Below are 11,547 nucleotides of genomic sequence, written 5' to 3'. Positions count from 1 at the left end.
TTGGACGTACTTTCCCTAATCCCGCAATTTGGCAATCTTCTCTGGACGATTGTCGCGTTTGTCATCGCATTGTCGGTCATCGTCGCGGTGCACGAATACGGCCACTACATTGTGGGGCGTTGGTCCGGTATCCATGCCGAAGTGTTCTCGATCGGGTTTGGCCCGGTTCTCTGGAGCCGTGTCGACAAACGGGGGACCAGATGGCAGATCGCGTTGCTGCCTTTTGGGGGGTATGTGAAGTTCCTGGGCGATGCCAATGCAGCATCGGGTAAGGATGAAAAGGCGATGGAAGGCATCGCCACCCAAAGCCCGGAAGAGCTGCGCCGCACCATGCACGGTGCCCCTTTGTGGGCACGGGCCGCAACGGTCGCGGCCGGACCTGTCTTCAACTTCGTCATGTCCATTCTGGTGTTTGGCCTGATTTTCTGGTCACAGGGCGTATCGAAAGAGCCGCTTACAGTTGGATCGTTGCAACCCTTGCCGGGCACTGTGCAGGAGCTGAGAGAAGGTGATGTGATCACCGCAATCGCCGGTATCCCGACACCTGACTATGATGAAGAGGGGGCCTGGCAGGACTTTATCGAGGCGCTGCCTGTGGAACCGGTTCTGGATTACACGGTGAACCGGGATGGTGAAACCCTGGATGTACAAGCACCATGGATGTTTCCACCCCTGATCCGCCAAGTGGCCCCACGCAGCGCGGCGATGGATATCCAACTGAAACAAGGCGATGTCATCACGGCGGTGAACGGGGAACCGATCTTTGCCTTCGAGCAGCTGAAGGATTTTGTCGAAGGGTCCGATGGCCGGGTTCTGCTGTTGGACGTCTGGCGGGAAGGGTCCGAGCTGGAATTCGCATTGGCCCCCCGACGCACGGATGAACCTCAGCCGGATGGCGGATTCGTCACCCATTGGCGGATTGGGATCATCGGGGGCATGATGCTGGAGCCGGCAACTGAACCGGCTGGTATTTTGGATTCACTGACCGGCGGTGTCAGACAGACGGGCCGCATTATCGAAGGGTCGCTGTCGGGTATTTGGCACATGGTGACAGGGGCAATCAGCACCTGCAACATATCGGGGCCGATCGGAATCGCCGAAACCTCGGGGGCAATGGCCAGTCAGGGGGCGCAGAACTTCATTTTCTTCATCGCGGTTCTGTCGACGGCGGTCGGATTGCTGAACCTGTTTCCGATCCCGGCATTGGATGGCGGGCATCTCGTGTTCTACGCCTATGAAGCCATTGCAGGGAAACCACCCAGTGATGGGGCCTTGCGGGTGCTCATGGGGGTAGGGATCACCTTAATTCTCACCCTCATGCTGTTTTCAGTGAGCAACGATTTGTTCTGCTAATTGTGGCGCGTGGCGCAAGATTGGGCCGCAATATTGCCTCATTTTGACGTTATGGTTTTTGCGTCTGAGGGAAAAGCCATGACCAAAACGCTGAAAAAATCGTATCAGAGCTTTAGCTTCCTGTTCGTGCTGAATTGGGATGTTCTGCTGAGCTTTGCGGTTACGGCGTTGGCCATGGCAGGTGCCGCCTATCTGGCGGCCATGTGATTCTTACCGAAATTAACGTCGTCAATTTGAATGGCAGTCTTCGCGGCTGCTTCTATTTCGCCTTTTGACAAGCTCATTCAATCCCGCTACTCAGCATTAAAGTCTTAAATTCTGGGTAGAGCATAAAATGACTGACAGGCGAGGGGCGGGCACATCCTGCGGGCAGCAAATGCCAACAAACAATATTTTGTGGCAGGCGCTAGCGGTTCTTTTCCTTTTTGTTGCTGCAAGCTTAATGACTTTTCCGCATGCAGCACTGGCGCAAAATTTCACGATCAATTCGTTTGACGTTGAGGGCAATCGCCGGATTGAAACCGGTACGATCATCGCCCGAACGGGAATCGAACCTGGCCAGACCGTAACTGCGGGCCAGCTCAATGATGCCTATCAGCGTTTGCTTGACAGTGGTGTATTTGAAACAGTTGAGCTGACGCCGCGGGGGTCTACGCTGGTCATCACGGTTCAGGAATATCCGACGATCAATCAGATCAGCATCGAGGGTAACGCCCGTGTCAAAGACGACGTGTTGTTGGACGTTATCGAATCTCAGCCGCGCCGCGTCTTTACCCCGCAGTTGGCCGAGTCTGACGCTGACATGATTGCTGAAGTGTATTCAGCCCAAGGCCGAGTTGCCGCGACCGTAATCCCTCGGATTATCCGCCGTAGCGACAACCGAGTTGATCTGGTTTTTGAAGTGGCAGAAGGCACGACCATTGAAGTGGAACGTGTCAGTTTTGTTGGCAACCGTGCCTTTTCGGACCGTCGTTTGCGCCGCGTTCTGGAAACCAAGCAGGCAACCTTCCTGCGGACGTTCTTCCGGAACGACACGTTCATCGGCGATCGTATCGAGTTCGACAAGCAAGTCATTCGGGATTTCTACCTTTCACGAGGCTACGTCGACTTCCGTGTGAACAGCGCCAACGTCGAGTTTACCCGTGAAAGGGATGCGTTTTTCCTGGTGATGAATGTAACCGAGGGCCAAAAATTCTCGTTCGGTAAAATCACGACCGTCAGCGAAATTCCGGGCGTCGATCCGGCACCTTATCAGGACGCGCTGAAGATCAAACCCGGCGTGACATATACGCCGACGCTTGTTGAAAACTCGATTACAAGACAAGAGCGACTGGGCCTGAAGCAAGGCGTGGATTTCCTTCGGGTGGAACCACGTGTTACGCGCAATGACCGCGATCTGACTTTGGATGTCGAATTTGTTCTGACAAAAGGTCCTCGGATCTTTGTCGAGCGGATCGATATTGAAGGCAACACAACCACCCTGGACCGAGTGATCCGCCGGCAGTTTGACACTGTCGAAGGTGACCCGTTCAATCCACGCGAAATCCGTCAGGCTGCGGAGCGTATCAATGCCTTGGGCTTCTTTGCTGTCGCCGAAGTCGAACCACGCGAGGGATCGTCGCCAAGCCAGGTCATTCTGGATGTAGACGTTGAAGAACAACCCACCGGCTCGTTGAGCCTCGGAGGCAGCTACTCGGTTACGGACGGTTTCGGGATTGCAATTGGTCTGAACGAATCCAACTTCCTGGGCCGTGGCCAGAACCTTGGTGTCTCGATCTCCACCGCGCAGGACTCGGAACAATATACGCTCAGCTTTACAGAGCCCTATCTGCTGGGCCGCAAGCTGCGCTTTGACCTTGGTCTGGGGCTGTCGGCTACCAATTCCGGGTTTGCAAGCTACGACACAAGCAGTCTTTTCTTTGCACCGCAGCTGACCTACGCGATTGGTGAATTGTCGGCTCTGCGGGTTCGCTATGGCTGGGACCGCAGCGAGATGACGCAGCAGGACAATGAAGTTAACGGTGCGGTGATTTCTTCTGAAATTGCGCAGGGCAAACGGACGTCCAGTTCCTTGGGACTGTCCTACATTTATGACAGCCGTCTCGGCGGCCTGGACCCCAACACTGGCGTTCTGTTTGAAGTAGGTGTTGATGCCGCCGGACTTGGTGGGGACAACAAATTCTTCAAGACCACGGCACGTGGCATCGCGCAAACCCGGGTTTGGAACGAAGAGGTGGTGCTTCGGGCAACGATGGAACTGGGCGCTCTGCACTGGCGCGGAAACGATTTCAGCCGTACCGTTGACCGGTTTGTGCTGGGCCCCAATACTTTCCGGGGTTTCGAACCTGCGGGTATCGGACCGCGTGACCTGTCCAACGGTCAGGATGACGCGATCGGGGGCAACTACTACTGGGTTGCCCGTTTCGAAACCGACTTCCCGCTGGGTCTTCCCGAGGAACTCGGTCTGCGCGGTGGCTTGTTCTATGATGTTGGCAACCTCTACAACATCGACAACGTCAATACGGCAGGTGCAACTATTGTCGGTGCAAACGGATCGATCCGGCACGTGATTGGGATTTCGGTGCTCTGGGAAACTCCATTCGGGCCGTTGCAGTTCAACTTCTCGCAGCCTCTCAAGAAAGAATCTTTCGACAAGGAGCAGAACTTTGACTTCACGATCCAGGCCCGGTTCTGATCCGCGATGCTGAACAGATTGCTTGGCAGAACACGGGGCCCGCTTTGGGCCCTGTGCGCATTTGTGACGATGGTCTCGGCGCCTTTGGCAAATGCACAGCAGCTTGGTGTGCCACAAGCCAGTGTTGTCACCCTGTCCAGTGAAGAGCTGTTTGCCAAGTCCGCCTTTGGACAGCGCGTTTTTCGCGAAATTGAAAAGGAAAGCGCCTTACTGGCCGAAGAAAACCAACGGATTGTCGCGGAACTGAGCCGCGAAGAAAAGGAACTCACCGAGCAGCGCGCCACCATGTCGGCCGACGAGTTCCGCCCCCTGGCCGAGGCGTTTGATCTCAAGGTTCAGTCCCATCGCGAGGGGCAAAGGGCAAAGCTGGATGTTCTGGCCCGTCGCAGCGAAGAAGCCCAGCAGACCTTTTCCGAGATTGTGCGCCCGGTGCTTGTCGATCTGTTGCGCGAAATTGGGGCCAGCGTGATGATCGAGCGATCCAATGTCGTCGTCAGCACGTCCGACATCACCGAAGCCGCAATCATCCGAATAAACGCCGCGATTGGTGACGGAAGCGATTTGCAAGAGGTTCAGGGCGAATAGGTTCGCTTGCCCTTGCAATGCTGTATTGCTAACCACGCAAAAAAAGAAACATCCAAAACGGGATATCTGCATCATGAGCACTGAAACCAAAAGCGCAGACATTCAGCTGATCCAGAGGATCCTGCCGCACCGCTATCCGTTTTTGCTGGTCGACAAGGTGGTAGATATCTCGGGCTATCAGTCGGCGCGTGGAATCAAGAACGTCACCATGAACGAACCACATTTTCAGGGGCATTTCCCCGGTACGCCGATCATGCCGGGTGTCACCATCGTCGAGGCAATGGCGCAGACCGCCGGTGTGATGCTGGGTGTGGGAATGGACGTCATCGACACCGAACTGTTGATTTACTTCATGAGCATCGACAAGTGCAAATTCCGCCGCAAGGTTGTGCCCGGTGATGTGCTGGAAATGCATGTGGAAACCGTACGTGGGAAAAAAGGCGGAAAGCTGTTCAAATTCAGCGGCCGTGCAACTGTCGAAGGCGAAGTCGCCGCCGAGGCGGAATTCTCGGCCTATGTCGACTGGGATATGGAAAAAACAACATGAACGGAGTCCATCCCAGCGCAATTATTGAAGATGGTGCGCAGATTGGACAGGATTGTATCATCGGTCCCTTCTGCCACGTGGGCCCACAGGTGAAACTGGGCGATCGGGTCGAGTTGAAATCGCATGTGGTCGTGACGGGCGACACCTCGATCGGCGACGATACCGTTGTGTTCAATTTCTCTGTGATTGGTGAGATCCCTCAGGATCTGAAATTCAGCGGCGAAAACACCCGGCTTGAGATTGGCAAACGCAACCGGATCCGCGAGCATGTTACAATCAATACCGGGACGGAAGGTGGCGGAGGGGTCACGCGGATCGGTGACGACTGTCTGTTGATGGCGGGTGTTCACGTGGCCCATGACGTTCAGATCGGCAGCCGTGTGATCATGGTGAACCATGCCGGCGCCGCCGGGCATTGTATCGTTGAAGACGACGTGATCGTCGGTGGCATTTCGGGGTTGCATCAATGGGTGCGCGTTGGACGCGGGGCCATTATTGGCGCGCTGACCATGGTGCCGAAAGATGTTATTCCTTACGGTCTGGTACAGGCGTCGAGGGGTGAGCTGGATGGCCTAAACCTCGTCGGTCTCAAGCGCAAGGGTGTATCGCGGGAAGATATCTCGGCGCTGCGCGCGGCCTTCAAGGAATTGTCCGACGGCGAAGGCACCTTTATGGATCGCGCCAGCCGGATCGGTGAAGGCAACGAAAGCGACTATGTGCAGCAGATCGTGGATTTCGTCACCGGCCACAGTGACCGATCCTTCCTGACCCCGAGGAAATAGGGTCATGCTTGCGTTGATTGCGGGAACCGGGGCGCTGCCGACCGAAGTTGTTGCGCAGTTGACAGAACGTCCTTTGATCTGCGCGATGGAGGGGTTTCTGCCGGACACACTGAGCGCGGATGTCGTGTTTCCTCTGGAACAGCTGGGCAGTTTCATCGCTGACCTGAAGGCGCGGGGCGTGACCGATATCTGTCTGGCTGGCGCTGTTCGGCGCCCGCCAATTGACTCCTCGCGCATCGACGCCGCGACGCTGCCATTGGTTCCGATCATCCAAAAGGCCATCCTGTCCGGGGATGACGGCGCTTTGCGCGCCGTGATCGGAATTCTTGAAGGGGCCGGCCTCACCCTCAGGGCCGCGCATGAGATCGCGCCCGGTTTGTTGCCGCCTGTGGGATGTCTGACCGAGGCTCAGCCCTCGGACGCCGACATGGCCGACGCTGACCGCGCCGCCGGGATTCTTCGGGCAATGGGGGCGGCGGATACCGGGCAGGCTTGTGCCGTGTCCAAAGGGCAGGCGCTGGCCATCGAGGGGGTGTTCGGCACCGCGTGGATGCTGCAATCCCTGACCCAACGCCCCGACGCTGGCGGCGGCATTCTATTCAAAGGTCCCAAACTCGATCAGGATCGGCGCGCCGATTTGCCTGCCATCGGGCCGGAAACCGTTACCGACACGGTTGCGGCAGGTTTGTCCGGGATCGTTTTGGAAAAAGGCGGTGTACTGGTTCTGGAAAAAGAGCGTGTCATCGCTGAATGCAACCGTCTGGGTCTGTTTCTCTATATTCGCGAGCGGGCGGTCTGATGCGTGTCTTTCTGGTCGCCGGTGAACCTTCGGGCGACCGGTTGGGCGGCGCGCTGATGGAGGGGTTGAAAACCCTGGTGCCCGAGGTTGAATTCGACGGTGTGGGAGGCCAGCTGATGCAAGCGCAGGGTCTGCGCAGCCGGTTCCCGATGTCCGAACTCTCGGTCATGGGGCTTGTCGAAGTGCTACCGAAGTTTTTTCACCTGAAACGGCGGATATCCGAGACGGCACAGGCGGTGCTGGATACGAAACCGGATGTTCTAATCACCATAGACAGCCCGGATTTCAGCTTGCGCGTCGCCAAAATCGTAAAAGCCAACAGCAACATCCGAACCGTGCATTATGTTGCCCCCAGCGTCTGGGCCTGGCGCCCCGGGCGTGCAGACAAGATGGCAAAGGTCATCGACCATGTGCTGGCGCTTCTTCCTTTTGAACCTCCGTACATGGAGCGGGCAGGGATGGAATGCGACTTTGTCGGCCATCCTGTGGTTGGCGAACCGATTGCCACGCCTGACGAGATCGCCGCCTTTCGCCACCGCTTTGATCTGGGCAATGCGCCGATCCTGCTGGCCTTGCCCGGGTCTCGGCGGGGTGAGATTGAACGTCTGGCAGAGTCTTTCGGCGGCGCGTTGCGGTTGTTCTTCGATGACCACCCGAATTACCGCGTGGTGATCCCGACCGTAGGTGCGACAACCGATCTGATAAACGACCTGGTGCCAGAATGGCCTGGCGCGCCCGTGGTGCTGGACCCGCGCAAGGTGGGGGCAGAGCAAGCCATGGCCGACAAACGAGCGGCCTTTGGCGCCGCAGATCTTGCCCTTGCTGCTTCGGGAACGGTTTCGCTGGAACTTGCGGCGCAGAATACGCCGATGGTAATTGCATACAAACTCAACTGGCTAACGCAGAAAATGGCGGAACGGATGGTCAAGCTGGACACCGTTACACTGGTCAATCTGGTTTCGGAAACACGCGCCGTGCCGGAATGCCTGCTGGATGATTGTCAGCCTCAAAAAATCGCCGAAGCCTTGCGAAAGGTGGCCGGCGCGCCCGATGCGCAACAGCATGCCATGAACCTGACCATGGACAGGTTGGGGCGTGGGGGCGAAGCACCCGGCTTGCGCGCGGCGCGGGCGGTTTTGAACAGAATGCAGCCAAGCAATGCTTGATCACGCGCTGTTTGCAGTCTCTGCGGGGATCGCGATGATCTCTACCAATCTGGACAATCTGGCTGTTTTGTTGGGCTTGATTCTGGTGATGGAACAGCGCCGTGCGATCGTGGGCTTTGCCGTCGCTCAGACGATCGTACTTTCCCTGGCCATGACCGTGGCCGTGGGCCTGAACCAGAGCGGCCTTCCGTTTTGGATCGGCTATCTTGGCCTTGTCCCACTGGTGTTTGGCTTGCGCGGAATCTGGCATCAGTTTCGCGAGTCGGACACCGAAGGCGCGGAGTCAAAAGGGGCGGTGACTTCGGTGGTGACGCTTTTCCTGAGCCTCTCGATAGACAGTTTTGCGGTAATGACCCCTCTGCTTGCGGATTCGGCGCCGTCCTATCGGGTTGTTGCGTTGATCGGTGCCGCCAGCGCGGCCGCCTTGCTGGTTGTTGTTGCGGCATGGGGGGCACCCCACGCCAAAAGCCTTGGCCCGCGCGTTGCCCGGCTAGATCGGATTGCGCCATATATCATGGTCTGCGTCGGGCTCTATATTCTCTTCAATTCTCCCACCGATATTTTGTGACCCGGCAAAGAGAGCGCTTCGTATCGCATATGTGACCTGCAAGGTCTGTTGCTGGGGCGCAGGTCCAAGGTATCGTGACCCAGAAAAGGAGCTTTCGACATGACCCGCATCCCCCCTTTGTCGGATCAGGAAATGACCGCCGACGCGCGCGCGTCCCACGCTGCATTGGGCGCCTATGGACCATTTGACAACTGGGCCCGCGTCGCTGCGTATTGCCCTCCGGTTCTGAACCATGTCACGGGAATGCTGACAACCCTGCGAGAGCAGGAGAACCTGCCACGCCGTGCGTTGGAGCTGGCGATGGTGACGGTATCGAAACTGAATGCCTGCGATTATTGCGTCTCGCATCACACACCGCTGCTGACCGTGGCGGGGCTGAGCTCCGAAGGGGCGGCGCGTCTGCCGGACGTCGAGGATCATCCGGAACTGGATGCCTGTGACAAGGCGGTCGTGCGCTATGCCGAAGCCGTGACGATCCGGTCGGGCCGTATGAAGGATGCCGAAGTGGCGGATCTTAGGGAATGGTTCACCGATGCCCAGATCGTTGAGCTGACCTGGCGCGTTGCCTTGTGCGGTGCGTTCAATCGGTTCAACGATGCATTGCAGATTCAGATCGAACCCGAGGTCGAGCCGGTTTCAGCCTAATACCCACGCCAGATCCAGCCGCCGCCGAACACGCGGCTGCCTTCGTTTGCGTAAAACACGCAGGCCTGCCCTGGCGAGATTCCTTCCTCGGGGGTCAGCAGTTCGACCTCGGCCGTGGTGTCCGACAGCGGCCGAATGATTGCCTCGCGTGGCGGGCGGGTCGAGCGGACTTTGACGGAAAGATGCCATTCATCGCGTGACGAAAAGGGTTCATCGCCCAGCCAGTTGATCTCGCGCACCGGAACGACGCGCGTTGCCAGCATCTCTTTCGGGCCGACAACGACCTTCTTTTTGTCGACGTCCAGTTTGACGACGTAAAGCGGCTCGCTAAGGCCGCCGATGCCAAGACCGCGACGTTGCCCGATCGTATAGTGGATCACGCCGTTGTGCTGCGCCAGTACGCGGCCATCGGCGTGAACGATCTCGCCGGGTTCCGCGGCTCCGGGGCGCAGTTTTTCGATGACGCTGGCATAGTTGCCGTCGGGCACGAAGCAGATATCCTGGCTGTCGGGCTTGTCCGCCACCGACAGCCCATACTGCGCCGCCATCTCACGGGTTGCGTCTTTTGACGGCAGGTGGCCCAGCGGGAAGCGCAGAAAATTCAATTGCTCTGGCGTGGTCGAGAACAGAAAATAGGACTGATCGCGATTGGCGTCTTCGGCGCTGTGCAGTTCCGGTCCGTTGGCGCCCATCTTGCGCTGAATGTAATGGCCGGTGGCCATGCAGTCTGCCTCGAGATCCCTAGCGGTTTCCAGAAGGTCCTTGAACTTCACGCGCTCGTTGCAGCGGATGCAGGGAACCGGCGTCGCGCCTGCCAGATAGCTGTCGGCAAACTCGTCGATCACGGCATCCTTGAAGATGTTCTCGTAATCCAGAACGTAATGCGGAAATCCCCGCTCTTCCGCCACGCGTCGCGCATCATGAATATCGATTCCAGCGCAACAGGCACCTTTCTTGGCCAATGCCGCGCCGTGGTCATATAGCTGCAAAGTCACACCGACCACATCATAGCCCTGATCGGCCAGATAGGCCGCGACAACGGAACTGTCGACGCCCCCCGACATCGCCACAACGACCCGCGTTTCCGAGGGTGGTTTGGCAAAGCCAAGCGAGTTCAGCGGGGTCTCGGTATCGAGGGCCATTGCAGATTCCAGTCCGGGTTAAGAAAGACCGGCAGAATATAGGAAAATTCTACACACTCTCAAGGGGCGGTTTCACGCGACTTTAAGTAGGCTGAGGGCAGCTTTGGTGCAGCAAGAAGGGTAAAGCGATGTATTTGCACAAAGTTGAAGGGCCAAGGTCTGTTGCTCTGCCGGATGGATCCATTTTGACGCATGCGGATTTGCCGCCGGCGAACACAAGGCGATGGGTGGCGTCACGCAAGATTCTTGTCGTGCGTGGCGTGCTTTACGGGCTGATCAGCCTGTCTGACGCAAAAAAGAAATATGGCCTGAGCGACGAAGAATTCAATGGTTGGGTTTCTTTGGTCGCGGAACACGGCGCCGAGGCGTTGAAGGCGACGGCGCTAAAAAAGTATCGACAACCTAAAGGAGAGTGTGAATAAATAATTCAACGGTAACGTCAGATTAACCATTCTTGGTCAGGTTTAAATTTAATTGGAATTATTGACCCGAATTGGAGCAGTGAAAAATGCGCATACTTCTTGTCGAGGATGATCCGACCACGTCCAAAAGCATCGAACTGATGCTGACGCATGCGAACCTGAACGTCTATGCGACGGATCTTGGCGAAGAAGGAATCGATCTGGCGAAACTCTATGATTACGACCTGATCTTGCTTGATTTGAACCTGCCGGACATGAACGGGCACGAGGTTCTGCGCCAGTTGCGGATCGCCAGGGTGGAAACGCCGATTCTGATTTTGTCCGGTGCCGATGATACCGAAAGCAAGATCAAGGGATTCGGCTTTGGCGCCGATGATTATCTGACCAAGCCCTTCCATCGCGAAGAACTGGTGGCACGCATCCACGCCATCATCCGCCGTTCCAAAGGGCATTCGCAATCGATCATTCATACAGGGCGAATTGCGGTGAACCTTGATGCAAAAACCGTGGAAGTGGATGGCAAAACGGTTCATTTGACCGGCAAGGAATACCAGATGCTCGAGCTGCTCAGCCTGCGCAAGGGGACGACTTTGACCAAGGAAATGTTTCTGAACCACCTGTATGGCGGCATGGATGAACCTGAACTGAAAATCATCGATGTGTTCATCTGCAAACTACGCAAAAAGCTCAGCAATGCGACCGGCGGAGAGAACTATATCGAAACCGTCTGGGGCCGTGGCTATGTGCTGCGAGATCCGCAAAGCAACACGCTGGACGAAACACGGATGGCAGTCGGGCTTTGAATTGAACCACCCGTGCCGCCGGTGGTCCAGGGCGGCACAT

At 57.0% G+C, this 11,547-nt stretch carries 13 protein-coding genes; 12 read left to right on the top strand and 1 reads right to left on the bottom strand.

The window, feature by feature from the left end; genetic code table 11:
- The 10 genes from rseP (at position 1) to GOW09_RS04600 (ending at position 9,140) form a co-directional block, all read left to right on the top strand.
- Positions 1–1,353: an RIP metalloprotease RseP gene (gene rseP, locus GOW09_RS04640; protein WP_171116006.1), complete on the top strand. Its 1,353-nt coding sequence runs from the start codon at positions 1–3 to the stop codon at positions 1,351–1,353.
- Between the two features lie 78 nt (positions 1,354–1,431).
- Positions 1,432–1,560, top strand: coding sequence for a hypothetical protein (locus GOW09_RS22770; protein ID WP_256367495.1), 129 nt, complete (start codon positions 1,432–1,434; stop codon positions 1,558–1,560).
- Positions 1,561–1,795: 235 nt separating this feature from the next.
- Positions 1,796–4,048 carry an outer membrane protein assembly factor BamA gene (gene bamA, locus GOW09_RS04635; RefSeq protein WP_371807866.1) on the top strand — a complete coding sequence of 751 codons (2,253 nt, stop codon included), beginning with the start codon at positions 1,796–1,798 and terminating at the stop codon, positions 4,046–4,048.
- Positions 4,049–4,054: 6 nt separating this feature from the next.
- Positions 4,055–4,633 (top strand): OmpH family outer membrane protein, encoded by a 579-nt coding sequence (locus tag GOW09_RS04630; protein ID WP_171116002.1) that lies wholly within the window; start codon positions 4,055–4,057, stop codon positions 4,631–4,633.
- 73 nt (positions 4,634–4,706) lie between these two features.
- Entirely contained in the window at positions 4,707–5,180 is a 474-nt protein-coding gene (gene fabZ / locus GOW09_RS04625) for a 3-hydroxyacyl-ACP dehydratase FabZ (protein ID WP_152457928.1), read from the top strand.
- Positions 5,177–5,962 carry an acyl-ACP--UDP-N-acetylglucosamine O-acyltransferase gene (lpxA, locus tag GOW09_RS04620; protein ID WP_171116000.1) on the top strand — a complete coding sequence of 262 codons (786 nt, stop codon included), beginning with the start codon at positions 5,177–5,179 and terminating at the stop codon, positions 5,960–5,962. Before fabZ ends, lpxA begins: the two co-directional genes overlap by 4 nt.
- 4 nt (positions 5,963–5,966) lie before the next feature.
- Complete coding sequence (locus GOW09_RS04615) at positions 5,967–6,761, top strand: LpxI family protein (protein WP_171115997.1); 795 nt, start codon at positions 5,967–5,969, stop codon at positions 6,759–6,761.
- The gene (gene lpxB / locus GOW09_RS04610) at positions 6,761–7,927 is read left to right on the top strand and encodes a lipid-A-disaccharide synthase (protein WP_171115995.1); all 1,167 of its coding nucleotides are present in this window, start codon (positions 6,761–6,763) and stop codon (positions 7,925–7,927) included. Before GOW09_RS04615 ends, lpxB begins: the two co-directional genes overlap by 1 nt.
- Positions 7,920–8,495, top strand: coding sequence for a hypothetical protein (locus tag GOW09_RS04605; RefSeq protein WP_171115993.1), 576 nt, complete (start codon positions 7,920–7,922; stop codon positions 8,493–8,495). Before lpxB ends, GOW09_RS04605 begins: the two co-directional genes overlap by 8 nt.
- A gap of 99 nt (positions 8,496–8,594) precedes the next feature.
- Positions 8,595–9,140: a carboxymuconolactone decarboxylase family protein gene (locus GOW09_RS04600; protein ID WP_171115991.1), complete on the top strand. Its 546-nt coding sequence runs from the start codon at positions 8,595–8,597 to the stop codon at positions 9,138–9,140.
- On the opposite strand, the gene mnmA is transcribed toward GOW09_RS04600, so the two are convergent.
- A complete protein-coding gene (gene mnmA / locus GOW09_RS04595; protein WP_171115989.1) occupies positions 9,137–10,282 on the bottom strand; it encodes a tRNA 2-thiouridine(34) synthase MnmA in 1,146 nt (381 codons plus the stop codon). The genes GOW09_RS04600 and mnmA overlap by 4 nt on opposite strands.
- A 128-nt stretch (positions 10,283–10,410) precedes the next feature.
- Between mnmA and GOW09_RS04590 the strand changes: the two genes are divergently transcribed.
- Positions 10,411–10,704 carry a DUF1153 domain-containing protein gene (locus GOW09_RS04590; protein ID WP_152457935.1) on the top strand — a complete coding sequence of 98 codons (294 nt, stop codon included), beginning with the start codon at positions 10,411–10,413 and terminating at the stop codon, positions 10,702–10,704.
- A gap of 86 nt (positions 10,705–10,790) precedes the next feature.
- On the top strand, positions 10,791–11,507 hold the full coding sequence (gene ctrA / locus GOW09_RS04585) for a response regulator transcription factor CtrA (protein ID WP_152457936.1): 717 nt from the start codon (positions 10,791–10,793) through the stop codon (positions 11,505–11,507).
- Positions 11,508–11,547: the final 40 nt, after the last annotated feature.

It is taken from the genome of Ruegeria sp. HKCCA5463, from assembly GCF_013034175.1.
In the GTDB taxonomy this organism is placed as follows: Bacteria; Pseudomonadota; Alphaproteobacteria; order Rhodobacterales; family Rhodobacteraceae; genus Ruegeria.
Note: the sequence above shows the minus strand (reverse complement) of the source record. Positions and strands in the feature narration are given on the sequence as shown.